General features: G+C 74.7%; 21 protein-coding genes and 2 tRNA genes. 22 read left to right on the top strand and 1 reads right to left on the bottom strand.

The window, feature by feature from the left end; translation table 11 throughout:
* Positions 1 to 268 precede the first annotated feature (268 nt).
* On the top strand, positions 269 to 1174 hold the full coding sequence (locus tag E1B22_RS02860; RefSeq protein WP_305791211.1) for an ankyrin repeat domain-containing protein: 906 nt from the start codon (positions 269 to 271) through the stop codon (positions 1172 to 1174).
* Here the strand turns inward: E1B22_RS02860 and speE are convergent.
* Positions 1131 to 2000, bottom strand: a complete 870-nt coding sequence (gene speE, locus E1B22_RS02855) for a polyamine aminopropyltransferase (protein ID WP_135224483.1) — start codon at positions 1998 to 2000, stop codon at positions 1131 to 1133. The two genes, E1B22_RS02860 and speE, sit on opposite strands and share 44 nt — an antisense overlap.
* A gap of 258 nt (positions 2001 to 2258) precedes the next feature.
* On the opposite strand from speE, the gene E1B22_RS02850 reads away from it, so the two are divergent.
* The 21 genes from E1B22_RS02850 to E1B22_RS02750 all read left to right on the top strand — a co-directional run bounded on the left by E1B22_RS02850 (position 2259) and on the right by E1B22_RS02750 (position 26478).
* A tRNA-Leu gene (locus E1B22_RS02850) sits at positions 2259 to 2340 on the top strand.
* 49 nt (positions 2341 to 2389) lie between these two features.
* Positions 2390 to 2464, top strand: a tRNA-Gly gene (locus tag E1B22_RS02845).
* A 469-nt stretch (positions 2465 to 2933) separates the two neighbouring features.
* Complete coding sequence (tig, locus tag E1B22_RS02840; protein WP_167758837.1) at positions 2934 to 4376, top strand: trigger factor; 1443 nt, start codon at positions 2934 to 2936, stop codon at positions 4374 to 4376.
* A 239-nt stretch (positions 4377 to 4615) separates the two neighbouring features.
* Positions 4616 to 5215 (top strand): ATP-dependent Clp endopeptidase proteolytic subunit ClpP, encoded by a 600-nt coding sequence (gene clpP / locus E1B22_RS02835; protein WP_135224481.1) that lies wholly within the window; start codon positions 4616 to 4618, stop codon positions 5213 to 5215.
* 22 nt (positions 5216 to 5237) lie between these two features.
* Complete coding sequence (gene clpX, locus E1B22_RS02830) at positions 5238 to 6497, top strand: ATP-dependent Clp protease ATP-binding subunit ClpX (RefSeq protein ID WP_135224480.1); 1260 nt, start codon at positions 5238 to 5240, stop codon at positions 6495 to 6497.
* 191 nt (positions 6498 to 6688) lie between these two features.
* Positions 6689 to 8383, top strand: a complete 1695-nt coding sequence (gene lonB / locus E1B22_RS02825; protein WP_135224479.1) for an ATP-dependent protease LonB — start codon at positions 6689 to 6691, stop codon at positions 8381 to 8383.
* Positions 8384 to 8695: 312 nt separating this feature from the next.
* Complete coding sequence (locus tag E1B22_RS02820) at positions 8696 to 9247, top strand: GNAT family N-acetyltransferase (protein ID WP_243123661.1); 552 nt, start codon at positions 8696 to 8698, stop codon at positions 9245 to 9247.
* Positions 9248 to 9511: 264 nt separating this feature from the next.
* A complete protein-coding gene (locus E1B22_RS02815) occupies positions 9512 to 10453 on the top strand; it encodes an ABC transporter ATP-binding protein (protein ID WP_135224478.1) in 942 nt (313 codons plus the stop codon).
* 51 nt (positions 10454 to 10504) lie between these two features.
* Complete coding sequence (locus E1B22_RS02810) at positions 10505 to 11833, top strand: ABC transporter permease (protein ID WP_135224477.1); 1329 nt, start codon at positions 10505 to 10507, stop codon at positions 11831 to 11833.
* A 582-nt stretch (positions 11834 to 12415) separates the two neighbouring features.
* Positions 12416 to 15445 (top strand): valine--tRNA ligase, encoded by a 3030-nt coding sequence (locus E1B22_RS02805; protein ID WP_256369295.1) that lies wholly within the window; start codon positions 12416 to 12418, stop codon positions 15443 to 15445.
* Between the two features lie 305 nt (positions 15446 to 15750).
* On the top strand, positions 15751 to 16005 hold the full coding sequence (locus E1B22_RS02800) for a 2-keto-3-deoxygluconate permease (protein ID WP_135224476.1): 255 nt from the start codon (positions 15751 to 15753) through the stop codon (positions 16003 to 16005).
* A gap of 115 nt (positions 16006 to 16120) precedes the next feature.
* Positions 16121 to 16768 (top strand): nucleoside triphosphate pyrophosphatase, encoded by a 648-nt coding sequence (locus E1B22_RS02795; RefSeq protein WP_135224475.1) that lies wholly within the window; start codon positions 16121 to 16123, stop codon positions 16766 to 16768.
* Positions 16765 to 17667, top strand: coding sequence for a DNA repair protein RadC (gene radC / locus E1B22_RS02790; RefSeq protein ID WP_135224474.1), 903 nt, complete (start codon positions 16765 to 16767; stop codon positions 17665 to 17667). The genes E1B22_RS02795 and radC overlap by 4 nt, the downstream gene beginning before the upstream one ends.
* 122 nt (positions 17668 to 17789) lie before the next feature.
* The gene (locus E1B22_RS02785; RefSeq protein WP_256369294.1) at positions 17790 to 18827 is read left to right on the top strand and encodes a rod shape-determining protein; all 1038 of its coding nucleotides are present in this window, start codon (positions 17790 to 17792) and stop codon (positions 18825 to 18827) included.
* A 42-nt stretch (positions 18828 to 18869) separates the two neighbouring features.
* On the top strand, positions 18870 to 19799 hold the full coding sequence (mreC, locus tag E1B22_RS02780) for a rod shape-determining protein MreC (protein WP_135224473.1): 930 nt from the start codon (positions 18870 to 18872) through the stop codon (positions 19797 to 19799).
* Positions 19796 to 20332, top strand: coding sequence for a hypothetical protein (locus tag E1B22_RS02775; RefSeq protein ID WP_135224472.1), 537 nt, complete (start codon positions 19796 to 19798; stop codon positions 20330 to 20332). Before mreC ends, E1B22_RS02775 begins: the two co-directional genes overlap by 4 nt.
* Positions 20329 to 22371 carry a penicillin-binding protein 2 gene (gene mrdA / locus E1B22_RS02770; RefSeq protein WP_135224471.1) on the top strand — a complete coding sequence of 681 codons (2043 nt, stop codon included), beginning with the start codon at positions 20329 to 20331 and terminating at the stop codon, positions 22369 to 22371. Before E1B22_RS02775 ends, mrdA begins: the two co-directional genes overlap by 4 nt.
* Before the next feature lie 320 nt (positions 22372 to 22691).
* The gene (minC, locus tag E1B22_RS02765; RefSeq protein ID WP_135224470.1) at positions 22692 to 23666 is read left to right on the top strand and encodes a septum site-determining protein MinC; all 975 of its coding nucleotides are present in this window, start codon (positions 22692 to 22694) and stop codon (positions 23664 to 23666) included.
* Positions 23667 to 23844: 178 nt separating this feature from the next.
* Complete coding sequence (gene minD, locus E1B22_RS02760) at positions 23845 to 24639, top strand: septum site-determining protein MinD (RefSeq protein WP_135224469.1); 795 nt, start codon at positions 23845 to 23847, stop codon at positions 24637 to 24639.
* Positions 24640 to 24661: 22 nt separating this feature from the next.
* Entirely contained in the window at positions 24662 to 25021 is a 360-nt protein-coding gene (gene minE, locus E1B22_RS02755) for a cell division topological specificity factor MinE (RefSeq protein ID WP_135224468.1), read from the top strand.
* A 314-nt stretch (positions 25022 to 25335) separates the two neighbouring features.
* Complete coding sequence (locus tag E1B22_RS02750) at positions 25336 to 26478, top strand: FtsW/RodA/SpoVE family cell cycle protein (protein WP_135224467.1); 1143 nt, start codon at positions 25336 to 25338, stop codon at positions 26476 to 26478.
* The last annotated feature ends 27 nt before the right edge of the window (positions 26479 to 26505 follow it).

The raw sequence follows: 26505 nt of genomic DNA, 5'->3' as shown, positions 1-26505 counted from the left end.
GGGGCGGCCGGGAGCGGGACCCCATCCGGAGCGTCCAGCGGTCGTCCGTGCCGGGCGCCCGTCGGGCGCCCAGTACGGACGACATCCGCCGGGCCGGCGCCCAGCCGCTGCTGCCGTGGCGCCGCGGCGCGACGACCGGGACCGGCCGGCACGGCCCGGGCGCGGCGAGCCCGGCCCCAGCCCGGGCCCCGGCCGCGCGGTGCGGGGCCGTCCCGGCGGGGACGGCTCGTCCCGGTGCGTCCCGGCGGCAGGCGAGGGAGGCGACGCAGTGCGCGGAGAACCGGGCAGGGGAGAGAGGGAGCCAGGTGTCCTCCCGCGGGAGGGGGATGCCCCGCGGCCGGATGGGGATGCCCCGTGGCCGGGCGGGGGCGCCCCGCCGCGGGGTGCGGCGGGGGATGGGGGCGAGCCGGCGGCTGGACCGGGGGCAGCCCGGGCCGGGACGGCGGCGACGGGCGCCGCCCCGCCAGAGCCCGCGCGTCCTGTCGCCGCGGGGCGGCGACAGGACGCGGCGGCCGCCGAGGGGCCGGCCGCAGCCCTGCTGCGGGCCGGGCGCGACGGCCGTCGCGCCCGGGTGCGGGCGCTCCTCGACGCGCACCCCGAGCTGGCCCGCGCCACGGCCCCCAACGGCATGACGCCCCTGCACCACGCGGCCCGGCACGGCTGGACCGACGTGGCCGGCCGCCTGCTGGACCTGGGGGCCGATCCCGATGCCGTCAACCGCTGGGGCCTGGTGCCCCTGCACTACGCGGCGCGGTTCGGCCACCCCGAGGTCGCCGCCCTGCTCCTCGACCGCGGTGCGCGGATCGACGCGCAGGGCGAGGGCGGGCAGACCCCCCTGGACTGGGCCATCGTCTTCGGCCATCCCCAGGTGGCCCGGCTCCTGGTGGAGCGCGGGGCGACCATCGGTCCCTTCGCGGCCGCCGGGCTCGGTGACCTGGAGCGGCTGGAGGCGTGGCTGCGGCGCGATCCCGCGTGCCTGGACGCGCGCAACGACTGGCAGGGCACGCCGCTCCACGTGGCGGCGCTGGCCGGCCAGCGGGCGGCCGTCCGCTGGCTGCTGGACCGGGGTGCGGACCCCCGGGCCCGCGACGCCCGCGGCCGCACGCCGGCCGACCACGCCCGGGACCCCGTCATCCGGCGCTGGCTCGGAAGATCGCCAGGGCCGGCGGCATGAGGAAGGCGGCGCGGTGCGACTCCGGGGTGTACCAACGGGTCCCGTCGGGAGCGGTCCGGGCCGGGCCGGCGGCCGGGTTCGTCCCCTTGGCGCCCCACACGAAGGCCTGGAGCCCGATGAGATAGCTGATGGACGGGCAGAAGTAGACGCCCCGCTGGGGGAAGACCGCCGCCAGGCGCTGCAGGATGGTGGTCAATACGTCGCGATGGATGAAGGGCGACAGCGCCTGCTGGACCAGGCACCCGCCCTCGGCCAGGGCGCGGTGGGCGGTCCGGTAGAACGCCTCGCTGTAGAGGGTGTCCGCCGGCGTGCCGGGGTCGCTGCAGTCCACCAGGATGGCGTCGTAGTGGCCTGCGGGCGCCGCCTCGAGGAAGGCGAAGCCGTCGGCGTAGTGGATGGTGAGGCGCGGGTCGTCCCACGCGCCGGCACCCAGCTGCGGGAGCCACTGGCGGCACACCCGCACCACCGCCTCGTCCAGCTCCACCAGGTGGACCTCTTCGACGTCGCGCCAGCGCGTGACCTCGCGCAGGGTGCCGCCGTCGCCACCGCCGATGATCAGCACGCGGCGGGCGGCGGGCAGGGCCGCCAAGGGCACGTGGACGAGCATCTCGTGGTAGATGAACTCGTCCAGCTCGGCGACCTGGAGGATGCGGTCCAGGAACAGGGCGCGCCCGAAGCGCTCCAGCTCCGCGACCACGATGTCCTGGTAGGCGGACCGTTCGTGGTGGAGCAGGCGCTGCAGGCGCCAACGGATCTCGAACCCGATGGTCTGGTTCTCCACCAGCCACCCGGATTCGGGGTCGACCTGCCACCCAGCCTGGGACACGGCCGTCACTCCTTTGCGTGGTCGTGGTGCGTCCCCGATGGGCCGCGTGCAGCGGGTTCGTCCCCATACACTTTGCCATAATCCCGGGGATTGTCCACACGGGCGGGGGCGCCGCTGGATCCCGGGGTGACCAGGCGCGGCGCACCCGCGGTCCACCCGTGTGGACAGGGGCACACGATGGTGCTAAAATCAAGGACGCGCACGGCCGGCGGGCCGTGCATGGCGTCGTCGGCCCGCCGGAGCGACCGCCGGCGACGCGCGGGCGTGGCGGAATGGCAGACGCGCCAGACTTAGGATCTGGTGGGCTCGTCCCGTGGGAGTTCGAGTCTCCCCGCCCGCACATCGCCCGCGACGTCCTGGCGGGCGGTCGCACCGTCGCAGGAGAGCATGCGGGAGTAGCTCAGGGGTAGAGCGTCTGCTTGCCATGCAGAAGGCCGCGGGTTCGAATCCCGTCTCCCGCTCCATCCGGTGGCGCCCGCCGCGCTGGCATCGGCAGGGCGCCACCATCGTATTGGGCTGCCTGGGTCGGTCGGGTCGGCGCGGGGGCACGGGTCGGGCGGCGCCCGGGCTGCGCCGCGCCAGGGGGCAGCCGACAGGGCCCGGGGCGCGGCTGGCGGTTTGGGGTTGGCGCGAGGTGGCGGCGCCCGATCGGCGGCGGGACAGCAGCCCGAGCCGCGGCGCGGCGGCTTGGGGTGGGCGCGACGCGGCGGCGCCCGATCGGCGGCGGGACAGCAGCCCGAGCCGCGGCGCGGCGCCCGGTCGGCGGGGTGGCAGGGCGCGGGCCGCGGCCCGGTGGCGCGGGGGGCCTGCGCGGCGCCCGCCCGTCGATTGTCACGGCCCATGCCTTGTGGTAGACTGCCTTGGTCCCGTTGGGCGGAGGTCACGCCTCCGGCACCGCCCGTGCCGGCCCCGTGCCGAGGAGGATGGGCGACGTTGAGGGCGACGGTGGAGAAGATCGAGAACCGCCGGGCGACGTTGCGCGTGGAGGTGGAGCCCGAGGCGGTGGCCCGGGCGCTGGACCGCGCCTACCGCCACCTGGTGCGCCACGTGCAGATCCCGGGCTTCCGCAAGGGCCGGGCGCCCCGCTTCCTGGTGGAGCGCCACCTGGGCAAGGCGGCGCTGTACGACGAGGCGCTGGAGCACCTGCTGCCGGACGCGTACCGGCAGGCGGTGGCGGAGACCGGCATCGAGCCCATCGACCAGCCGGAGCTCGAGATCGAGGCCTTCAGCGAGGAGAGCGGCTTGCGCTTCAAGGCCGAGGTCGAGGTCAAGCCGGACGTGGAGCTCGGCGACTACCGGTCGGTGCGCGTCGAGGTGCCGCCTGCGACCGTCACCGCGGAGGACGTGGACCGGGAGCTGGAGCAGTGGCGCCAGCTCCACGCCACCCTGGAGCCGGCCGGTGAGGACGCCGTGGCGGAGAAGGGGATGGTGGCCGTCCTCGACCTGGCCGGGACCCTGGATGGACAGCCTATTCCGGGCGGCCGCGCCGAGGACTACTCCGTCGAGCTGGGGTCGGGGCGCCTGGTGGACGGGGTGGAGGATCGGATCGTCGGCATGCGGGTGGGGGAGGAGAGGGACATCCCCGTCACCTTCCCCGACGACCACCCGGAGGAGGGTCTGCGGGGCAAGACCGCCACTTTCCGCGTCCGGCTGAAGGAGCTCAAGCGCAAGCAGCTGCCGACGCTGGACGACGACTTCGCCCGCGACGTGGCCGGGGTGGCCAGCCTGCAGGAGTTGCGCGAGAGGGTCGAGAAACAACTGACCCGACTCGCCGAGGAACGGGTTCGGGCCCAGGTGCGACGGCAGGTGGTGGAGAGGGTCGTGGCCGGCGCGCGGCTGGAGGTGCCGGAGACGCTGGTGCGGCGTCGGGTGGAGGAGCGGCTCGCCACCCTCGAGGACCAGCTCCGACGCCAGGGCGATGACCTGGAGGGCTACCTGCGGTCCACGGGCCAGACCCGCGAACAGCTGGAGGAGTCGCTCCGGCGCGCGGCGGAGGACGACGTCCGCACCGACCTGGTCCTCGACGCGGTGGCCAAGGCCGAGGGGATCCAGGTCACCGACGCCGAGGTCGAGGCGGAGCTGCGCGAGCTGGCCGCGGCCCTGGACGAGCCCCTGCCCAAGCTGCGCGAGCGGTTCCGCCGCCTGGGGCTGATGGATGGCGTGGTGGCCAACGTCCGTCGGCGCAAGGCGGTGGACCGCCTGGTGGCGCTGGCCACGGGCCAGCCGGCGGCGTCGGAGGCCGCGGCCGGGCAGGGGGCCGCCACCGCCGGTGCCCGCGCGGAGGCGGGCGCGGCGTCCGGTGTCGCCCCCGTCCAGGCGGGTGACGACGTCCAGGGCGACGCCGCGGGCCCGACCGCAGCGGAAGCGGCCCACTGATCGGGCGCAAGGGTTGACGACGACCGGCCGCAGGGAGGGCGCCACGGCGCCGGGTCCCGGGCCGGTTCGGATTCCTGGGGCGGTGCGGGCGGCCCGGGATCGGGCCAATATAATAGACACCGAAGCTGCGCCTCCGGGCGGCCGGTTCGTCCCCCTCGGACCACGAGCCGGGCCGGAGACCGGCAGGTTCCCCGCGGGCGCACCGCCGGCTTCGGTGGGCGAGGGCGAGGTGGGCTGGGATGAACCTGGTGCCGTACGTCATCGAGCAGACCAACCGGGGGGAGCGGGCCTACGACATCTACTCGCGGCTCCTCAAGGACCGCATCGTCTTCATCGGCACGCCCATCGACGACGTGGTGGCCAACTCCGTGATCGCCCAGCTGCTGTTCCTCCAGACCGACGATCCCGACCGGGACATCTCCATCTACATCAACAGCCCGGGCGGCAGCGTGGACTCGGGGCTGGCCATCTACGACACGATGCAGCACATCAAGCCCGACGTCGCCACCTACTGCGTCGGGCTGGCCGCCAGCATGGCCGCGATCCTCCTGGCGGGCGGGGCGAAGGGGAAGCGGTACGCCCTGCCCCACTCGCGCATCATGATCCACCAGCCCCACTCCCAGGTCGGCGGGACGGCGTCGGACGTGAAGATCTACGCCGACCAGCTGCTGAAGCTGCGGCAGGTGGCCAACGAGATCCTGAGCAAGCACACGGGGCAGCCGCTGGAGCGGATCGAGCGGGACACCGAGCGCGACTTCTTCATGACCGCGGAGGAGGCCAAGGCGTACGGGATCATCGATCACGTCCTGGAGCCGCGGCCCAAGCGGTCGGACGGGTGAGCCCGGCAAGAGAGGGGTCGTCATGTTCAAGTTCACCGACGAGAAGGGCCAGCTGAAGTGCTCGTTCTGCGGCAAGTACCAGGACCAGGTCAAGCGCCTGGTGGCGGGGCCGGGGGTCTACATCTGCGACGAGTGCATCGAGCTCTGCAACGACATCATCGAGGAGGAGCTCAGCGAGGAGGCCGACGTCGAGCTCAAGGACCTGCCCAAGCCGGCGGAGATCAAGGCCTTCCTGGACCAGTACGTCATCGGCCAGGAGCGGGCGAAGAAGATCCTGGCGGTGGCCGTCTACAACCACTACAAGCGCATCCACCTGGGCGGGCGCATCGACGACGTCGAGCTCCAGAAGAGCAACATCCTGATGATCGGGCCGACGGGCTCGGGCAAGACCCTGCTGGCCCAGACCCTGGCGAAGCTGCTGAACGTGCCCTTCGCCATCGCCGACGCCACCTCGCTCACGGAGGCGGGCTACGTGGGCGAGGACGTGGAGAACATCCTGCTGAAGCTCATCCAGGCCGCCGACTACGACATCGAGCGGGCGGAGCGCGGCATCGTCTACATCGACGAGATCGACAAGATCGCCCGCAAGGCGGAGAACCCCTCCATCACCCGCGACGTCTCGGGGGAGGGCGTGCAGCAGGCCCTGCTCAAGATCCTGGAGGGCGCGGTGGCCAGCGTGCCGCCCCAGGGCGGGCGCAAGCACCCCCACCAGGAGTTCATCCAGATCGACACCACCAACATCCTCTTCATCTGCGGCGGCGCCTTCGAGGGGCTGGACAAGATCATCGCCAGCCGCATCGGCCGCCGGGTCATGGGCTTCGGCGCCGAGGTGCGCAGCAAGCGGGAGACCAACGTGGGCGACATCCTGCGCCACATCATGCCCGAAGACCTGCTGAAGTTCGGCCTGATCCCGGAGTTCATCGGGCGCCTGCCGGTGATCGCGACGCTGGACGCCCTGGACGAGGACGCCCTGGTGCGCATCCTCACCGAGCCCAAGAACGCGCTGGTCAAGCAGTACCAGAAGCTGCTGGCGCTGGACAACGTGGAGCTGGAGTTCGAGCCGGCGGCGCTGCGGGCCATCGCCCAGGAGGCGCTCAAGCGCAACACCGGCGCCCGCGGCCTGCGCGCCATCGTCGAGGAGCTGATGCTGGACCTGATGTACGAGCTGCCCAGCCGCGACGACGTGGCCCGGGTGGTGATCACCGAGGAGACCGTGCGCCAGCGGCGGGAGCCGATCATCGTCACCCGCGAGCGGCTGAAGAAGCAGGAGGAGACCGCCTGATCCCCCGGGGCCCGAGCCGGGCCCGGCGGGCGAGGGCCGGGCAGCGGACGGCGCGGGGTGAAGCCGGCGGGCCGGGCAGATACTAGGGGCGGTACCCGGGGCGCGGGCCCGAGGGCCGGGGCCGCAGGCCCCCGCGGGACCCGCGCCCCACCCAGCAAGCGCGCGGCAAGCGCGAGGGGAGCCCGCCGGCCATGGACTACGGGAGCATCTTCACCTTCGTCCAGTTCCTCTTCGCGGTGGTGATCGGCCTCTACTTCTGGAACCTGCTCAAGGCGCAGCAGGGCAGCAAGGTGGCGGTGCGCAAAGAATCCCGCAAGGAGCAGGATCGCCTGGCGTCCCTGCGCTCCATCGCCCTGACCGAGCCGCTCGCCGAGCGAACGCGTCCCCAGCGCTTCGAGGACATCGTCGGCCAGGAGGAGGGCCTCCGCGCCCTGCGTGCCGCCCTCTGCGGCCCGAACCCGCAACACGTGCTGATCTACGGCCCGCCGGGCGTGGGCAAGACGGCCGCGGCTCGCCTGGTGCTGGAGGAGGCCAAGCGCAACCCGCGCTCGCCCTTCCGGCCCGATGCGGCCTTCGTGGAGATCGACGCCACCACGGCGCGCTTCGACGAGCGCGGCATCGCCGACCCGCTGATCGGCTCGGTCCACGACCCCATCTACCAGGGGGCCGGGCCGCTGGGGGTGGCGGGCATCCCGCAACCCAAGCCCGGGGCGGTCACGCGGGCCCACGGCGGCATCCTGTTCATCGACGAGATCGGCGAGCTGCACCCGGTCCAGATGAACAAGCTGCTCAAGGTGCTCGAGGACCGCAAGGTGATCCTGGAGAGCGCCTACTACAACCCCGACGACCCCAACCTGCCGCCCCACATCAAGGACGTCTTCGAGAACGGGCTGCCGGCCGACTTCCGGCTGGTGGGCGCCACCACCCGGATGCCCGACGAGATCCCGCCGGCCATCCGCTCCCGCTGCGTGGAGATCTTCTTCCGGCCGCTGACGCCGGAGGAGGTGGGGCTCATCGCCCGGCGGGCGGCGGCGCGCCTCGACATGCCGATGGACGAGGGCGCCGTGCGGGTCATCGAGCGCTACGCCCGCAACGGCCGCGAGGCGGTGAACATCGTCCAGATCGCCGCGGGGCTGGCGGACACCGAGGGGCGGCGCCGGGTGACCGCGGCCGACGTGGAGTGGGTGGTCAACACCGGTCAGTATGTGCCGCGGCCGGAGCGGCGCATCGCGGACCGGCCGCAGGTGGGCGTGGCCCACGGCCTGGCGGTGTACGGGCCCAACCTGGGCACGCTGATCGAGATCGAGGCGGTGGCCTCCCCGGCGGCCGCCCCGGGTCAGGGCCGCATCACCCTGACGGGCGTCATCGACGAGGAGGAGTTCGGCGGCGGGGGCCGCCCCTTGAAGCGGCGCAAGAGCACGGCCCGCGGCTCGGTGGACAACGTGCTGACGGCGCTGCGGCGGCTCTTGCCGGTCCACCCCGCCGACTACGACCTGCACGTCAACTTCCCCGGCGGCATCCCGCTGGACGGGCCCTCGGCCGGCGCCTGCCTGGCCGCCGCCCTCTACTCCGCCCTGACCGGCCTGCCCGTGGACAACCAGGTGGCCATCACCGGCGAGGTCACGGCCCGCGGGCTGGTGCGGGCCGTGGGCGGCATCCAGGCCAAGGTGGCCGCCGCGCGGCAGGCGGGGGCGCGACGGGTGATCCTGCCCCGGGAGAACTGGCAGGAGTCCCTGGACCGCTGCGGCCTCGAGATCGTGCCGGTGAGCACCGTCGAAGAGGTGCTCCGGGCCGCCCTGGTCCAGGACGAACCGGCCCGGCACGGTGGCCGGGAGGAGCTGCCGGCCGCGGTGCTGACGGCGGCGGCGCGGGGCCTCACGACCTGAGGGCGGCCGCGCCGCCCGCGGCGTCGCGGCGGGCCGTGGCTGCGTCGCGCCGCCCGCTCCGGGCGCGCCCGGCCGACCCTGGCGCCGGCGCCGTCGGCGTTCCCTGGCCCGGGCGCGCCGCCCGGGCCGGTTCGTCCCCGTCGCCGGGCCGGTCCGTCCCGGGCCGGCGTCCCCTGACGGTCCTTCCGCAAACTGCTTGTGCCCGTCCGGCAGGAAGGTCGCCCCCCGGTCCCGAACCCAGGCCGCCGCGAGATGCGGCGGCGAGGGGGCTCCCCCGCCGCCGCGGCCCTTGGGAACGAGGGGAACCGGGTCGTGGCGAGCGGCATGCCGATCCGGGGGCGGCGGGTCGCCCTCACCCCGCTGGCCCCCTCCGATCTGCCGTGGCTGGTGGGCTGGGAAGCGGACCCCGAGGTGACCCGCTTCGCCGGACGGCGCTTCCGCGACACGGCGGAGGCGCTGGCCTGGTGGCGGGCGGTGCAGGCCGATCCCCGGCGGGCGGCGCTGGCCATCCGCACCGCGGCGGGCCGCCTGATCGGCGACGTGGAGCTGGTGGAGATCAACTGGGTGCGCCGGGAGGCGGAGGTGCGCATCCGCATCGGCGACCGCGCCCATCGCGGCCAGGGGCTGGGGCGCGACGCCCTGGAGGCGGCCGCCCGCTACGCCGCCGATCTCGGCTTGCGGCAGCTCTTCCTGCGCGTCGACGTGCGCAACGTGGCCGCCCTCCGTTGCTATCGGGCGGCCGGCTTCCACCGTCGGGCGCGGTTGCGGGCCGGACGCCGCCGGGCGGAAGGCGTGGTGGACATGTACCTGATGGTGCGCCTGCTGCCGCCGGCGGCGAGGGAGCGACGGGCGGTCCACGGATGAGGGACGGCGCGGTCCGCGGGCCGGCGGGAGCGGACCCGTCGTCAACGGTCTTGTAAGCATCTCGTAAACCCCCCTCTACAGGATCGCGGCCCCCACGGCCCGTATGGTCCCTGGCGAGGACGATGCGGCGCCGCGCCGTGGCATCGGGCCGCGCGAGGGACCGTCGCATCCAGCGCGGGCGGAACCGCCCGGCCACGTCCCGGGGCGGCCGCGGCGGTCGTCCCGCCCCTGGCGGTGCGCCAGGCGTGGGAGAGGAGTGGGGACATGACGCTCGGGGTCCGCGACCTGCGCAAGCGCTTCGGCGCCGTCGAGGCCCTGCGCGGCGTCACCTTCCGCGTGCCGGAGGGGGCGACGTGGGGGCTCCTGGGGCCCAACGGGTCGGGGAAGACCACGACGATGCGCATCCTGCTGGGCATGGTGCCGCCGGATGCGGGGGAGGTGACGTGGCAGGGACGCCCCGTCGCCCGGTGGCCCCGGAGCCTGTGGGGCTACCTGCCCGAGGAGCGCGGGCTCTATCCGAAGCTGCCGGTGCGGGAACAGCTGGCGTACCTCGGCCGCCTGCAGGGGTTGTCCGCTCGGCAAGCCGCCGCCGGCGCCGACCGGTGGCTGCGCCGGCTGGGCATGGCGGACGCGGCCCGGCGGCGGCTGGAGCAGCTCTCGAAGGGCAATCAGCAGAAGGTCCAGTTCGCCGCGGCGGTGGTGCACGAGCCGGCGATCCTGCTGCTGGACGAGCCCTTCTCCGGCCTGGACCCGGGCAACGCCGCCACGCTGAAGGAGGTGCTGCAGGAGCTGCGCGGCGACGGCCGGACGATCCTGTTCTCCAGCCATCGCCTCGACCACGTGCGGGAGCTGTGCGACGGGATCACGCTGGTCCACGACGGCCGGGGGTCCTGCACGGGACCCTGGAGGAGGTGGTCGCCCCCTTCCGCGAGCCGCGGATCCGCGTCCGGCTGGCGCGGCCGCTGCCGGCCGACGCCCTGGCGCGGTTGCCGCTGTCGCCCCGGCCGGTGGAGAGCGAGGTCCTGGCCTTCGACCTGCGCGACGGAGCGGGGGCGCGGGGAGCGGGGGCGGCGGGGCCGGCCCCCTGGCAGGATCCCGCGCTGGCCGACCTGTGCTGGCGGCTGCTGGCCGCCATCCTCCAGCACGTCCCGGTGGTGCGGTTCGAGTGGGAAGAACCGGACCTGGAGGCGATCTACATCCGGCTGACGGGCCGGCGCCCCGGCGCGTCGGCCCCGCCGGACGGGGAGGGCGAGGCCGGTGTCGCGTGAGCGGGCGCCGGTCCCGGGGGTGCGGCGTCCCCGGCGGGCGCCACGGACCGCCGTCGTGGCGGCCCACGAGTTCCGCGCCATCGTGCGCAGCGGCGCGTTCCTGGTCGCCGCCCTGGCGGGCGTGGCGCTGATCGCCCTGATGAGCTTCGCGCCGGCGATCCTCGCCTTCTTCGACCGCAAGGGGGTCCGCGACGTGGCGGTGGTCGACCCGGGGGGCGCCACCTACGAGGCCTTGGCGGCCGCCGTGGCCACCGCGGGTCCCGAGGAGCTGGGCTTCCGGGTTCGTCGCGAACCGGGACCCGCCACCCCCGAGCGGGTGCGCCAGCTCTTGCGCGACGGCCACGTGGACGCGGTGCTCGCGGTGCGGCCGGGGGAGGGGCCCGCGGGGGAGGCGGCCTTCGTCCTAACGACCGCCACCGCGGACGACGCGCTGGCGCCGCTGTTGCAGCAGGCCCTGACCCCGGTGGTCGGGGCCTGGCGCAGCGCGCAGCTGGGCCTGTCCCCCGACCAGTGGCGGGCGCTGACGGCGGAGCCGGCGCTGCGGGTCGAGGTGCTCGACGGGGGTCCGCGGGCGGACGGCAACCCGGTGGTCCGGTTCTTCACCAGCTACGGGTTGCTGTTCCTCCTCTACGTCCAGGTGGCGGGGTACGGCGCGGTGCTGATGAACGGGATCGTCATGGAGAAGGCCAACCGCGTGATCGAGGTGCTCCTGGCCGCCGTGTCGCCCTCGACGCTGATCTTCGGCAAGCTGGCCGGCGTCGGGCTGGCAGGGCTGGTCCAGGTGCTGGGCTGGGCGCTGGCGGGGCTGGCCGTCGCCGCCTGGCCCGGCGCCCAGCGCTGGGGCGGTGGCGCGGACGGCGGGACGGGCGGGCTGCTGGTGGTGCCGCCGGAGGCGTGGATCGCCTTGCTGGCCGCCTTCCCCCTCGCCTTCCTGATCTACGGGGCGCTGTACGCCGTGGTGGGCGCCATGTCCGGCCGCACCGAGGACGCGGGGCAGCTGCAGATGCCGGTGACCCTGCTCCTGACGGTGGCGTTCTTCGCTGGGGTCAGCGGCCTGGGCAGCCCCGACGGCGCCGTGGTCCGCTGGGCCGCCTGGATCCCGCCCGCAGCGCCCATGGCCCTGCTGGTCCGACTGGTCCAGGGGCGGGCGGCGTGGTGGGAGGTGGCCGGCGCCACGGCGTGGACGGTGGCGGTGGCGGTCCTGCTGCTCCTCTTGGCCGGTCGCGTCTACGCCCGGACCGCCCTGCGCATGCAGCGCACCGGCTGGCTGGAGTTGCTCGGCCTCGCGCGACGGCGCGCGGTCTCCGTCGACCGGTGACGCGGCGATCCTGTGACAGAGCGCTTGGCAGGCCGTGTCCCGGGCACCCGGGCGGGGACGTGGAGGTGCCGTGGACGCTGCCCTGCGGCGGGCGCGGACCTTGACAGGGCCCGCTGCGCTCCCCCTACACTACAGTCAACGTCATGTCGTCGACGGGATGGGGCGTCGTCGCCCGGCGCTGCGGTTCGTCGCCGCGCCGCGGGGCCGGCGGTCGCCATCCGTCGACGGACCGGCGATGACGGGGAGGAGTAGGGGCCGCGCCCCGGCCAGAGAGGGGCGCCCGGGGGCTGGGAGGCGCCCTCCGCAGCGGCGGGCCCCGAAGTCGCCCCGGAGCTCCCGCGTCGATCCCGTCCGCCTGGGCGGTCCGACGACGGCGGCCGTCTCGGGCGGGCGGGGGTAGGCCGGGCGGGTGGCGCCCGTGAGCGCGCCAGCGAGCGCCTCGCCGGCGTCCGTCGCCCCGCACCGGGTCCACCGGGAGGCGGGCGGCTGGCGAGGCGGAAGAAGGGTGGTACCGCGAGAGGAGGGCCTCTCGCCCCTTGTGGCGAGGGGCCCTTTGACTTGGGCCGGAAAGGAGCGGGATCCATGCGGACTCGTGCCGACCGAGGGCCGGAGGCGGCCAGCGGCGGGACCGGCGGGAGCGCCGGGACCGGTGGGGAGTCCCGGGCCGGGTCCGAGGCGGCGGCCACGGCGGAGACGGTCGCCAGCCGGCCGGCCGAGGGGGCGGCGGGCGGGGCGAGAAAGGCCGCGGCGGCCGGCGGGGCGTCCGCTGCCACCCCGCAGGCCACGGCCGTGCTGCCGCCCCGGTATCGTCCCCAGGACTTCGAGGAGGCGATGTATCGCCTCTGGCTGGATCACCGGGCCTTCCACGCCGACCGGGATGCGCCGGGTCCCGTCTTCTCCATGGTGATCCCGCCGCCCAACGTGACGGGCAACCTCCACATCGGCCACGCCCTCAACAATACCCTCCAGGACATCCTGGCCCGCTGGCACCGCATGCAGGGGGACGTCACCCTCTGGGTGCCGGGCACCGACCACGCCGGCATCGCCACCCAGCACGTGGTCGAGGTGCGCCTGGCCAAGGAAGAGGGCCTGCGGCGCCAGGACCTGGGCCGGGAGCGGTTCCTGGAGCGCGTCTGGGCGTGGAAGAACCAGTACGAGGCCAACATCCTCGGCCAGCTCCGCCGCCTGGGCGCCTCGGTGGACTGGGACCGCCTGCGCTTCACCATGGACGAGGGCTGCAGCCGCGCCGTGCGCGAGGTCTTCGTGCGGCTCTACGAGAAGGGCCTGATCTACCGCGGGGACTACATCGTCAACTGGTGCCCCGTGTGCCACACGGCGCTGGCGGACATCGAGGTGGAGCACGAGGAGCGGGAGGGCCGGCTCTACCACCTGCGCTACCCGCTGGTGGACGGCGACGGCGCCATCCAGGTGGCTACGACCCGTCCGGAGACCATGCTGGGCGACACGGCCGTCGCCGTCCACCCCGACGACGACCGCTACCGCCACCTGGTGGGCCGGCGCGTGCGGCTGCCCCTGGTGGGGCGGGAGATCCCCATCATCGCCGACGAATCGGTGGACCCCGAGTTCGGCACCGGCGCCGTGAAGGTGACGCCGGCCCACGACCCCGACGACTTCGCGATGGGGCGTCGCCACGGCCTGGAACGGGTGCAGGTCATCGGCTTCGACGGGCGCATGACCGAGGCCGCCGGGTCGCGCTACGCGGGCCTGGATCGCCAGGAGGCGCGTCGCCGGGTGGTGGCGGATCTGGAGCAAGGCGGCTACCTGGTGAAGGTGGAGCCCCACCACCACAGCGTGGGCGTGTGCTACCGCTGCGGGACCGTCATCGAGCCGCTGGTGTCGCGGCAGTGGTTCATCCGCATGAAGCCGCTGGCCGAGCCGGCCATGGAGGCGGTGCGCACGGGCCGCACCCGCATCGTGCCCGAGCGGTTCACCCGGGTGTACCTCCACTGGCTCGAGAACGTCCGCGACTGGTGCATCTCCCGCCAGATCTGGTGGGGCCACCGCATCCCCGCCTGGTACTGCCAGCGGTGCGGGGAGACGGTGGTGGCGCGGGAGGACCCGGAACGGTGCCCGCGCTGCGGCGGCGCCGAGCTGCACCAGGACGAGGACGTGCTGGACACCTGGTTCAGCTCCGCCCTGTGGCCCTTCTCCACCCTGGGCTGGCCCGACGAGGACAGCCCGGACCTGCGCCGGTTCTACCCCACCTCGGTGCTGGTCACCGGGTACGACATCCTGTTCTTCTGGGTGGCGCGGATGATGGTCATGGGCCTGGAGTTCATGGGCGACGTGCCCTTCCGCACGGTGCTGCTCCACGGCCTGGTGCGCGACGCCAAGGGGCAGAAGATGTCGAAGTCCCGGGGCAACGTGGTCGACCCGCTGGAGGTGATCGACAGGTACGGCGCCGACGCCCTGCGCTTCACCCTGGTGACGGGGCTGGCGCCCGGCAACGACGCCCGCTTCGCGTGGGAGCGGGTCGAGGCCAGCCGCAACTTCGCCAACAAGCTCTGGAACGCCGCCCGGTTCGTCCTGATGAACCTCGCGGACTTCGATCCGGCGCAGGGCGAGCCGGCGCGGGACAACGCCGCCGACCGCTGGATCCTGGCGCGCCTCGACGCGGTGACGGCGGAGGTGCAGCGGCTGCTGGAGGCCTTCGAGCTCGGGGAGGCGGCCCGGGCGCTGTACGACTTCATCTGGGACGAGTTCTGCGACTGGTACATCGAGCTGGTCAAGCCGCGCCTGGCGGACACGGCGGGCGGCGGTCACAGGGCGGCGCCGGGGACGGAGCAGCCCGCGGCACCAGCAGCCGGTGCCGCGGCAGCGACCGGTGGCGCCGCGGCCGCGGTCCCGCCAGCAGCCGCAGCGGACCGGGCCGGGGTGCCCGCGGGATTTGCCACGGGTTCCGCGGCGGGCGCGCCGGCCGCGAGCCGGTACGCCGCCCAGTACACCCTGTGGCAGGTGCTGGAGCAGACCCTGCGCCTGCTCCACCCCTTCATGCCCTTCATCAGCGAGGCCATCTGGCAGCGGCTGCCGCGACCCCAGGGCGCCCCGGCGACCCTGGCGCTGGCGCCGTGGCCGCGCCCGCGGGGGAGGGCGGCAGACGGCGAGGAGGAGGCGGTGATCGCCCGCTTCCAGCGGGTGATCGACGCCATCCACGGCCTGCGCAGCATCCGGGCCGAGTTCCGCGTGCCGCCCGGCCGCAAGGCCCACGTCCTGATCTATGCGGACGAACCGGCCCAGGCGGAGGCCTTCGCCGAGCAGGCCGAGGCGATCCGGCGGCTGGCCGGCGTCGACCGCCTGGAGATCCACACGGGCCGCGGTCCGCGACCGGCCCAGGCGGCCGCCTACGTGGGGCCGGGGGTGGTGGCCTACATGCCCCTGGCGGGGCTGATCGACCTGGAGGCGGAGCGCCGGCGCCTGCGCCGGGAGCGGGAGCAGGTGGAGGCCGGGCTGGCGCGGGTGCGCGCGAAGCTCAGCAACGAGGGTTTCCTCCGCCACGCCCCGGCCGAGGTGGTGGAGCAGGAACGCCAGCGGGAGCGGGAGCTGGCCGCGCGGCTGGAGCTCCTGGGCCAGCGGCTGGCGGAGCTGGGCTAGCAGCGGGTCCGGGCCGAGGGTGCGCTCCAGGCGGCGATGCGGCGGCGGAGGCCACCGGCCTCCGCCGCCGCATCGCGTGCGGGGCCGTCCCGGGGTCGCCCTGGGGTCGCGCGGCGCACGGGCCCAGCCGCCCGCCCCGGGCCCGTCGACGGGTGGGAAGGCGGCACCCCCAGGCTTGTGGAAAACCCTGGAATATCGCAAGATAATGGTGGCCATCATCACTTTTCGACAACCGGGAGGCGACAGCGTGGGCGTACCGAAGAAAGGGACCGGCCTGAGGGCGACGGGAAGGGAGACGGATCGGCATGCGACGGCGGGGTGGCGGGTGGCGCGCGGTGGCCGCCGTGCTGATCGGCAACGGGTTGGGCAACCTGGTGGCCGACCATGCGGCCGGTCTCGGGCTGCCCTGGCTGAGCCAAGGGCTAGGGCCCGCCTTCGGCCCCGCGACGCTGCGCGTCCCCCATCTGGGGGCGGTCACCCTCGGCCTGCACCTGGACGTCACCGCTGGCGGCCTGTTGGGGATCGTGGCTGCCCTGCTCTGGTTGGGGCGACGGCGTTGAGCGCCGCCGGTCGGGCCGCCGGTCGCGAGGGGGTCGGCATGCACCGGCGGCCGTCGGCGCAGGGCCGGTTCGTCCGGAGTTCGGTCCCGGCTGCGTCCGTGGGGGGGTGGGGCCGGTGAGCGGGATCGGGCCCAGCCGACCGCTGGTCCTGGCGTCCGCTTCGCCGCGGCGGGTCCAGCTCATGCAGATGCTGGGGCTGCCCTTCACCCAGGACCCGTCGCACCAGGAGGAGCCCCTGCCGGAGGCCCTGCCCGGGGCGCTGGATCCCGCCGCCTGGGCGATGCGCCAGGCGGTGAGCAAGGCGCGGGACGTGGCCCGGCGCCACCCCGGCGCCCTGGTCATCGGCGCCGACACCGTGGTGGAGGTGGACGGGCGCCTGCTGGGCAAGCCACGGGACCGCTCCGACGCGGTGGCGATGCTGTCGACGCTGGCCGGGCGCGAGCACCGCGTGGCGTCGGGCGTCGCCGTCGTCGACGCCGCCACGGGGCGGGAGGCGACGGGCAGTCGTCTGACCCGGGTCTGGATTCGCCCCTTGGCCCAGGAGGAGATCGAGGCCTACGTGGCGACGGGGGAGCCGATGGACAAGGCCGGCGCCTACGCGATCCAGGGGCTCGGGGCGACCCTTGTTGCCCGCATCGACGGGTGTTACTTTAACGTCGTTGGCTTGCCCCTCCCCTTGCTGGCCGATCTCTTGGCCCAATTCGGCGTTCGCGTCCTGGCGGTCCGCGGTGCGGCGACGCTGCGGGGAGGCGGCAGCCGATGAGGCGGTCGCCCGGGGGACGAGCCCCCGCTGCCCACCGGCTCCGGCGGCCGCGCATCAAGGACCTGCCCCCGTCGGATCGTCCGCGGGAGCGGTTGCTGGCCGGCGGGGCACCGGCTCTGAGCACCGCCGACCTCTTGGCCATCCTGATCGGTTCGGGCACGGGCAGCGGCGAGTCCGCCCTCGACCTGGCCCGCCGGGTCCTGGCCTACGGCGTCGGCGGCTGGGATGGGCGGGTGGGCGAGCCCGCCGTCCCGCCGGGCGACGGGGGGCGGGCGGCGCGTGGGGTCGCGCCCCGCCGCCGCGCCCACCGGGTGGCAGGCGGCGGGAGGGCCGTCGAGGTGCGAGGTGCCGGCGGCGGAGCTCGGCCGGTGGGGGAGTTGGACGCCCTCCAGTGGCTGGCCGCGGTGCGAGCGGAGGAGCTCTGCCAGATCCCCGGCATCGGCCCGGCCCGCGCCGCCCGCATCGCGGCGGCCGTGGAGCTGGGCCGGCGGCTGGCCGCGGCGCCACCGGCGCGACCCCGCGTGCGGTGCCCGGAAGACGTGAGCCGGTTGCTGATGGCCGGCATGAAGGACCTGGACAGGGAACATTTATACGTGGTCCTCTTGAACACCAAACATTATGTACTAGGTGTGGACTTGATCTCGATCGGTACGCTCAACGGGTCCATGGTGCACCCGCGGGAGGTGTTCCGCGCCGCCATCCGGCGCGGAGCGGCCGCGCTGATCCTGGTGCACAACCACCCCAGCGGCGACCCGACGCCGAGCCCGGAGGACGTCCAGGTGACCCGTCGCCTGGTGGAAGCCGGGCGCATCGTCGGGATCGACGTGCTCGACCACGTGATCATCGGCAACCGGCGATACGCCAGCCTGCGCGAGGCAGGCCTGGTGGGGGAGACCTGAGGCGGGGCGGCGGGGGCCGTGCACCGGAACGGTCGGGGACCGGCGGCACGGCCGCCGGCGGCCGCTCCGCCGCGGGCGCGGCAACGCGGACCACGAGGCAGCACGGTCAGGGGGCGTTGGCGGTGCTGGAGTCGGTATACCGCTACTTCTCGCGGGACATGGGGATCGACCTGGGGACGGCCAACACGCTGGTCTACGTGCGGGGCCGGGGCATCGTGATCCACGAGCCGTCGGTGGTGGCCGTCCAGGCGGAGACCAAGCAGGTGCTGGCCGTCGGGGAAGAGGCCAAGCGCATGATCGGGCGCACGCCCGGCAACATCATCGCCGTGCGACCGATGAAGGACGGCGTCATCGCCGACTTCGAGATCACCCAGGCGATGCTGCGCCACTTCATCGCCAAGGCCCTGCGCGGTCGCCCGCTGCTACGGCCGCGGGTGGTCATCTGCCTGCCCTCCGGGGTCACCGAGGTGGAGAAGCGGGCGGTGGTCGACGCCACGGAACAGGCCGGCGCCCGCAAGGCATACCCCATCGAGGAGCCCATGGCCGCGGCCATCGGGGCGGGCCTGCCGGTCCACGAACCGACGGGGAACATGATCGTGGACATCGGCGGCGGCACCACCGAGGTGGCCATCATCTCCCTGGGCGGCATCGTCACCCACCGGTCGATCCGCATCGGCGGCGACGAGATGGACGAGGCCATCGTCAACTACGTCAAGCGCAACTACAACCTGCTGATCGGCGAGCGCACCGCGGAGGAGGTCAAGATCGCCATCGGGTCGGCCTACCCCATGGACGACGAGGGCTCGGTGGAGATCCGCGGTCGCGACCTGGTCACGGGCCTGCCCAAGACCATCGAGGTGACGGCGGCGGAGATCCGCGAGGCGCTGTCGGAGACGGTGGCGGCCATCGTCGACGCCATCAAGGTGACGCTGGAGCGGACGCCGCCGGAGCTGGCCTCCGACATCATGGACCGGGGCATCGTGATGACCGGCGGCGGCTCCCTGCTCCGGGGGCTGGATCGCCGGGTGGCCGAGGAGACGGGCATGCCCGTGCACATCGCCGAAGACCCGCTGTTGTCGGTGGCTCTCGGGGCGGGCAAGTACCTGGATGTGATCGACAACGTCCAGCGGAGCCTGGCCACCTCGCGCCGCCTGGCCTGATGCCGGCACCGCCGGCGACGGGAGAGAGGGGCGGAGAGCGCCATGGTGCCGTGGCTCCGCAGGTTGCTGGCCCTGGCCCTGGTGCTGGCCCTTGCGGCCGGCGTGATGGCCGCCACCCGCACCCTGCGGCCGCGGCCGACCTTCCTGGAGGGGGCGCTGCAGGAGGTGATGGCGCCCCTGGGCGGCGTGACCTCGCGCATTGCGCGGGGCGCCGGAGAGATGGCGCGGACCCTGGCGGTGCTGGGGCGCCTGGAGGCGGAGAACCAGCGGCTGCAGGCAGAGCTGCAGCGGCTGCATGGCGTCGAGGCCCAGATGCGGCAGCTGGAGCGGGAGAACCGGCAGCTGGAGGAGCTCCTCGGACTCAAGCAGGCGCGACCCGACGCCGCCCTGGCCGCCCGGGTGATCGGGCGCACCCCGGATCGGTGGTACCAGGAGGTCACCCTGGACCAGGGCGCGGCCGATGGCGTCCAGCCCGGCATGGTGGCGGTGGTGCCCGGTGGGGTGGTGGGGCGGGTGACGGCGGTCACGCCGCACACCGCACGGGTGCTGCTGATCACCGATCCGGAGAGCGGCGTCGGCGCCCTGGTCGGCCGCAGCGGCGAGGCGGGCGTGGTCTACGGCCGCGGCGGCGACGCCCCGGAGCTGCTGATGACGCTGTTCGCCCCCGACGCCGACGTCCGGGTGGGCGACGACGTGGTCACCTCGGGGCTGGGGCCGGTCTTCCCCCCGGGGTTGCCCATCGGCACCGTCACGTCGGTGGGCCGCGACCCCACCGGCCTGGGCGTCCAGGCGACCGTGCGGCCCAGCGCGCCCCTGAACCGCCTGGCGGCGGTGCTGCTGCTCCATCCCCTGCGACCGGAGGAGGCCGTGCCGGAGGGCGGCACGGCGTCGGGGCCCGGCCCCACCGGCCGGGGAGCGCTGGCGCGGACGGGGCGGCTGCCCGAGGTGGCCCGCGGAGGGGCGGCGCCATGAGGCGTCCGGCGCGGTGGGCCTTGCTCGCCCTGGTGGCGCTGTGGCTGGAGGCGACCGGGGTTCCGTCCCTGGGGCTGCCGCGGCTGCACCTGCCGCTGCTGCTGGGGGTGGCCGCGGGCCTCGTCTACGGGCCGCGGCAGGGCTTGGCCGTGGGGGGCATGGCCGGCCTGGCGCTGGATCTGTGGACGGGGAGGCTGGTCGGCTCCTGGTCCCTGTTGCACGCCCTGGCCGGGTGGGTGGGCGGCAAGGCGGGGGAGAGCCTCTACCGCGACGTGCCGGGCCTGTCCCCGGCGCTGGGGGTGACGGCCACCTGGCTCGCGGAGACGGTGCGCGGACTCCTGGTGGCGGGGGCGACGGGCATGCCGGTCACCGCTGTCGATCTCTGGGCCTGGTCCCGCACCCTGGTGCCTGAGCTGATCGCGGCTGCCGTGGTGGCGCCCCTGGTGTTCCGGTTCGTCCTCTGGCTGCAGCGCCGGGAACGGGAGGCGCGGGCTTTCGAGACCCTGGGCGGCTGGCGGGGAGGATGGCCATGAACCCGGAGGAACTGGCCCAACGGCGCCGCCTGCGCCGGCGCAACGTGCTGATGGGGCTCCTGCTGGCCTGGACGGTGCTGCTGCTCGGCCGCCTCTACGTCTTGCAGGTGGTCATGGGCGACGAGCTCAGCGAGTACGCCGCCGGCCAACGGCTGCGCAAGGTCTACGTGCCCGCGCCGCGGGGTCAGATCCTGGACCGGCGCGGCCAGGTGCTGGCCACCAGCCTGCCCGCCTATTCGGCGTACCTGGTGTACACCCGCCAGGGGCTGGACCCCGAGGCGCGGCGACTGCTGAGCGGCATCCTCGACATCCCGGTGGAGGCGATCGAAGACGCCGAGGCCCAGCTGCGCCTCAAGCCCGTGCCGGAGATCCCCGTGCGGCTGAAGGCTGAGCTGACGCCGGCGGAGATCACCGCCCTGGCCGAGAACCGCGAGCGGCTACCGGGGGTGATCGTCGAGGCGCAGCCCCTGCGACACTACCCCGGTGGGACGCTGGCCGCCCAGGTCCTGGGCTACGTGCGCGAGGGGCAGCGGCCCTGGCAGCTGCGAGGCGTTTCCGGCATCGAGGGGACCTACGACCAGGAGGTCCGGTTGCCGAGCGGGGGGGTGGTCCGCGGGCTGGCGGGCGTCGACGGCCAGCGCCTGGTGGAGGTGGACGCCCGCGGCCGGCCGCTGGCCGACGTCAGCCAGTACCTGCTGCTGGGGGCCGAGGCGGAGCGGTATGCCGTGCCGCCCCGGCCCGGCAACACCGTGGTCCTGACGCTGGACGCGCGGCTGCAGCGGGTCGCGGAGGAGGCCCTGGCCCAGCGCATCCAGGAGCTCCGCCGGCTGCGGTCCGACCCCTGTCCCTGCCCCGCCCGCAATGGCGCGGCCGTGGCCATCGACGTGCGCACCGGCGCGATCCTGGCCATGGCCTCCTACCCCGCCTTCGACCCCAACGACTTCGCGAGGCAGGCGTTCATGGAGCCCAGCGACCCGCGGTACCCCCAGGTGGCGCGCAGGGTCGGCGCGGTGGTCAACTGGGACGCCACGTACCGCGGGAAGCCGGTGCTGGGTCCCGCCATGAACCTGGCCATCCAGGCGGCGTTGCCGCCGGGGTCCACCTTCAAGCCCATCACGGCGCTGGCGGCCATGCTGCGCGGAGGACTGCCGCGTTCCGTCTCCTGCACCGGTTCGTTCGTCTTCGCGGGGAACGAATTCGGCGACTGGCGGTCCCACGGCCACGTGGACTTCGACGAGGCCATCGGGCGCTCGTGCAACGTGTACTTCTACCAGGCGGGGCTCAACGCCGGCATCGACGCCATCGTCCAGGTGGCGACCCAGTTCGGCCTGGGGCAGCCCACGGGGCTGCGCGACCTGGCGGACGAGGTCACGGGGTCGCTGGCGACCCCCGAGTTGAAGGCCAAGGTCAACGCCCGCGGCCGCCCCGAGGAGCGCCGGTGGTACGGGGGCGACACGCTCAACGCGGCCATCGGCCAGGGGCTGCACGCCTTCACGCCGCTGCAGATGGCCGTCTACACCGCCACCCTGGCCAACGGCGGCACCCGCTACCGTCCCTACCTGGTGCAGGAGATCCGCGACGGCCGCACCGGTCGCGTCCTGTGGAAGGCGCAGCCGGATCCGCTGGGCACCGTCGACCTCCCCACGGCGTACCTGGAACGGGTGCGGGAGGCCATGGTCACCGTGACGCGGGCCAACGGCGGGTGGTCCGGGACGGCCTACGGCGTCTTCCGCGACGCGCCCTACGTCGTCGCGGGGAAGACGGGAACGGCCGAGGTCGGTGCCAACGAGCCGGAATACGAGAACCACGGGTGGTTCATCGCCTTCGCCCCGGCCGGCGAGGGGGAGGAGCCGGAGATCGCGGTGGCGGTGGTGATCCACGCGGGCGGCGGCGGCGCCCTGGCGGCGGGACCGGTGGCCCGGGCGATCCTGGACGCCTACTTCGCCGGCCGCTACGGCCTGCCGGACGACCCCCGGGAGGCGGCGGAGCAGGGCCACGAGGATGCCGCCCAGCGCGCCACCAGCGTGCCGGCCGACTGACCCGCCGCCCGTCGGGGGCGGACGTCCCCGGGACGGCGGCGAGGTCGGCCGACCGGGGGCCATCCGCCGGGGTCCATCCAGCGGGACGGCGACGGGGGCGCATGGCCGGGGCCACCCGCCGGGACGGCGACGCGACCGGTCGGGGGCCACCCGCCGCAGGCCGCCGGGGTCCCGCGCGTGTCGGTGCGTGGCGGGCGCCTTGGCGATGCGGGGCGGAGTTTGCGCCGGCGGGCGCCGCCGTCCGACACCCTTCGCGGCAGGACTTGTCCCCCCCGGGGCGAAGGAGCGGGTCAGCGCCGGTTAGGAAGGGGGGGGCGGCGGTGAAGGGAGCGCCGCAGGTGACGCGGACGGGGGACGAGGTGGTCGTCACCCTGCCCGGCGACCTCGACTTCCCCAGCCTGTGCGCTGCGCTGGAGCGCATGCTGGCGGCCGACCCCGCCTTGCGGGAGGGCCGGGCGCTGGTGCTGGACACGGGCCGCCTCCAGCTCACCGCCGACCAGGTGATGGCCATCGAGGCCCTGGTCAGCCGGTTCGGCGGGGCGCGGCTGCTGCACGTGATCACGGAACACGTGGACGCACGGGTGGACGCGCGGGCCGTGGACGCGCGGTCGCCCCTGCCCCTGGACGGCGATCGGCGTCCGGCGTGGTGGGCCGCACCCGACCCCGGGGCGCACCGGGACGGGGCCCGGGAGGGACCGCCGGAGCCGGGGGCGCCAACCCCTGGGGGCGCTGCGCAGGCCGCCGGCCCGGCCCCGGAGCCGGGCCGGCGGCGGTCCCGGCGGCGGAACCGCCGGGAGACGGCGGCCCCGCCCGCCGCGGCCGGCCCGGCGGCGGAGGCGCCGGCCGTCGGCGCGGGCAGGGGAGCCGGTTCGTCCGCCGATGCCGGTCGGCCCCGGCCGGGGGTGGTGGTGCGCCGAACCCTGCGCTCCGGCCACCGCCTGGTCTACGACGGGGACGTGGTGATCCTGGGCGACGTCAACCCCGGGGCCGAGGTCCTGGCGGCCGGCGACGTGGTGGTGTTCGGCCGGCTGAGGGGCATCGTCCATGCCGGATTCCGGGGCGAGGCCGGCGCGGTGGTGGCGTCGCTGGCCATGGAGCCCATCCAGCTGCGCATCGCCCGCTGGATCGGCCGGGCCCCCGACGAGGAGCCGCCGGGGACCGGCGGACGGCCGTCCGTCGCGCCGGCGGCCGGGCCGGAGATCGCCTACGTGCGGGACGGGCGGGTGGTGATCGAGCCCTTCGACCCCGCCCGCTGGTTCTGGCAGCGGACGGCGGCGCGGCGAACCGCGGGGTAGCCCCCGCCGTCGGGCCGACGGCGGCCGTGCTGGGACGGCGCGCACCGACCCCGGCCGGCGCGGGGCGGCGCGGTGGCGGGGGTCGCAGGGTCCGTGGGGACGCCCGGGATCCCGCTGCGGCGGCTGGCCATCCGGGCCCCCGACGCGGACGAACCGGCGAGGGCAGAGGAGGGGACCCATGGGCACGACGCTGGTGGTGACGTCGGGCAAGGGCGGTGTCGGCAAGACCACCACCACCGCCAACCTGGGCACCGCGCTGGCGTTGATGGGCAAGCGCGTCGTGCTGGTGGACGCCGACATCGGCCTGCGCAACCTGGACGTGGTGATGGGCCTCGAGAACCGCATCGTCTACGACCTGGTCGACGTGGTCGAGGGCTACTGCCGGTTGCGCCAGGCGCTGATCAAGGACAAGCGGTTCGAGGGGCTCTTCCTGCTGCCGGCGGCCCAGACCAAGGACAAGACGGCCGTTCGCCCCGACCAGTTCAAGGCGCTCTGCGAGGAGCTGGCCCAGGAGTTCGACTTCGTGCTGGTCGACAGCCCGGCCGGCATCGAGCAGGGCTTCCGCAACGCCGTCGCCGGCGCCCAGGAGGCCCTTGTGGTCTGCACGCCCGACGTCTCGTCGGTGCGGGACGCGGACCGCGTCATCGGCCTGCTGGAGGCGGAGGGCATGCCCGCGCCCCGGCTCATCGTCAACCGGCTGCGACCGGAGATGGTCCAGCAGGGGCGGCAGATGGGCGTCGACGACGTCCTGGACGTGCTGGCCGTCGAGCTGATCGGCGTGGTGCCCGAGGACGAACAGGTGGTCGACGCGACCAACCGCGGCGAACCGGTGGCGGCCCACGACCGCAGCCGCGCCGGCCGCGCCTACCGCGACATCGGGCGCCGCCTGCTGGGCGAGCAGGTCCCCTTCCCCGACTTCAAGGAAGACCACGGCCTGTTCGGCCGCCTGCGGCGGCTGCTGGGCGGCGCGTGAACCGGCGGGGGAGGGATGGGCCATGCGCCAGCTGCTAGCGCGCGTCCTGGGGCGCGGGGGATCGGGCCTGCCCGGCGCGGAACACCGCGGGGCGGCGGATCGGCCTGCGGTCCCTGGATGGGGCGGCGGCCGGGCCGCCAGCAAGGACATCGCCCGGGAACGGCTGAAGCGCATGCTGGCCCACGACCGGGTGGACATGGAGCCCGAGCTGATGGAGGCCCTGAAGGAGGAGCTGCTCCGCACCGTGTCGCGCTACCTGGAGGTGGACCGGGCGGGGATGGAGGTCGGCCTGCACCGCCAGGCCGCGGCGGTGGCCCTGGTGGCCAGCATCCCGGTCCGGGCGGTGCGGCGGCCGACGGCCTCCGGCGAGGGGCAGGCGTGAGGGGGCGGGCGGACGTCCTCGAGGTGGTCGACAGGAGGACGCGGGCCCGCGTCCTCCGGCGAGGGGTCGCCGTGGGAGCGCCCGGCCGGAGTCGTCGGCCGTCGGGCGGCTTCGTGCGGGGGTGGGCCGTCTCCTCGTTCCCCGCGGCGGGTACGCCGGTCCGCCAGGTGCCGGTCGGCGGTCCGTCCCGGAGGAGGGTCCGGGCCGGCCGCGAGGGGCCCGGCGGGGGCTCGGGGCGCCCGGCGCGGGGTCGGGCACCGAAGCCCGGGGCCAGGGCGATGGGCCCGGGCGACGAGGGCGAGGAGGGAAGGCCCGTGGGCGTGCTGGATCGCCGCCTATTGAAGACCCTGGACCTGCCGTTGATCGCCCTGGTCATGGTGCTCATGGCCTGCGGGCTCGTGCTGATCGCCGTCGCCGTGCGGGCCCGCGGGATGATGGACCTGGTGGAGAAGCAGGCGATCTTCGCCGCGGTCGGGCTCGCCCTGATGCTGGCCCTCACCCTGTGGGTCGACTACCGCGTCCTGCCGCGCATCCAGTGGTACCTCTACGGCGCCGCGGTGGCGGGGCTCGCGGCCATGCTGGTGGTGGCGCCGGAGATCAACGGCTGCCGGTGCTGGATCCAGGCCGGGCCGGTCAGCATCCAGCCCGCGGAGTTCGTCAAGCCGATCCTGATCCTGGTGCTGGCGGACTGGCTGGCCCGGCGGGAGGACCGGCCGTGGACGTGGCTGGACCTGGTGCCCGTCGCGGCGATGGTGGCGCCGCCGGCGCTGCTGGTGCTCAAGCAACCCGACCTGGGGACGGTCCTGGTCTTCGCGGGCATCACCGGCGGCATGCTGCTGATGGCCGGCTACCCCCTCGGCCGTCTGGCGGCGCTGGCCGTCGGCGGGCTGGCTGCGGGGGTGGCGCTGGTGTGGGCGCAGCTCCGCTTCCCCGACAGGATCGCGCTGCTGGAGTCCCACCAGCTGATGCGCCTGGTGGTCTTCCTCAACCCGTACAACGACGGCCAGAACGGGTTGGGGGCCGGCTACCACGTGCTGCAGGCGCGCCTCGCCGTGGGGAACGGCCGGCTGTTCGGCCAGGGGCTGACGGGCCCGACCCAGACGACCACCAGCTTCCTGCCCGAGCCGCAGACGGACTTCATCTTCGCGGTGGCCGCGGAGACCCTGGGCTTCGTCGGCACCACCGTGCTGGTCCTCCTGTTGTTGACGCTGTTGCTGCGCGCCCTCCACGACGCCACCCAGGCGGCCGACACCTACGGCATGCTCCTGGGCGCCGGGGTGGTCGCCATGATGGCGACCCACTTCGTCATCAACGCGGGGATGACCGTCGGCCTGATGCCCATCACCGGCCTGCCGCTTCCCTTCATCAGCTACGGCGGCAGCAACCTGATGACCAACTGCATCGGGTTGGGCCTGCTGATGAGCGCCTACGCCCGCCGCCACAAGATCTTGTTCTGACGCCCCGGCAGCATAGGGGTGGTCGGG

It is taken from the genome of Thermaerobacter sp. FW80 (assembly GCF_004634385.1).
Classification (GTDB): domain Bacteria; phylum Bacillota; class Sulfobacillia; order Thermaerobacterales; family Thermaerobacteraceae; genus Thermaerobacter; species Thermaerobacter composti.
This window is presented reverse-complemented; position numbering and strand designations above follow the sequence as displayed.

What these genes read in the sequence shown, in the direction of transcription:
- E1B22_RS02815 (WP_135224478.1), top strand. Translation starts at nt 9,512, where the DNA reads ATGACGCTCGGGGTCCGCGACCTGCGCAAGCGCTTCGGCGCCGTCGAG.
- E1B22_RS02775 (WP_135224472.1), top strand. Translation starts at nt 19,796, where the DNA reads ATGAGGCGTCCGGCGCGGTGGGCCTTGCTCGCCCTGGTGGCGCTGTGG.
- E1B22_RS02800 (WP_135224476.1), top strand. Translation starts at nt 15,751, where the DNA reads ATGCGACGGCGGGGTGGCGGGTGGCGCGCGGTGGCCGCCGTGCTGATC.
- lonB (WP_135224479.1), top strand. Translation starts at nt 6,689, where the DNA reads ATGGACTACGGGAGCATCTTCACCTTCGTCCAGTTCCTCTTCGCGGTG.
- radC (WP_135224474.1), top strand. Translation starts at nt 16,765, where the DNA reads ATGAGGCGGTCGCCCGGGGGACGAGCCCCCGCTGCCCACCGGCTCCGG.
- clpP (WP_135224481.1), top strand. Translation starts at nt 4,616, where the DNA reads ATGAACCTGGTGCCGTACGTCATCGAGCAGACCAACCGGGGGGAGCGG.
- minE (WP_135224468.1), top strand. Translation starts at nt 24,662, where the DNA reads ATGCGCCAGCTGCTAGCGCGCGTCCTGGGGCGCGGGGGATCGGGCCTG.
- mreC (WP_135224473.1), top strand. Translation starts at nt 18,870, where the DNA reads ATGGTGCCGTGGCTCCGCAGGTTGCTGGCCCTGGCCCTGGTGCTGGCC.
- clpX (WP_135224480.1), top strand. Translation starts at nt 5,238, where the DNA reads ATGTTCAAGTTCACCGACGAGAAGGGCCAGCTGAAGTGCTCGTTCTGC.
- minD (WP_135224469.1), top strand. Translation starts at nt 23,845, where the DNA reads ATGGGCACGACGCTGGTGGTGACGTCGGGCAAGGGCGGTGTCGGCAAG.
- E1B22_RS02805 (WP_256369295.1), top strand. Translation starts at nt 12,416, where the DNA reads ATGCGGACTCGTGCCGACCGAGGGCCGGAGGCGGCCAGCGGCGGGACC.
- mrdA (WP_135224471.1), top strand. Translation starts at nt 20,329, where the DNA reads ATGAACCCGGAGGAACTGGCCCAACGGCGCCGCCTGCGCCGGCGCAAC.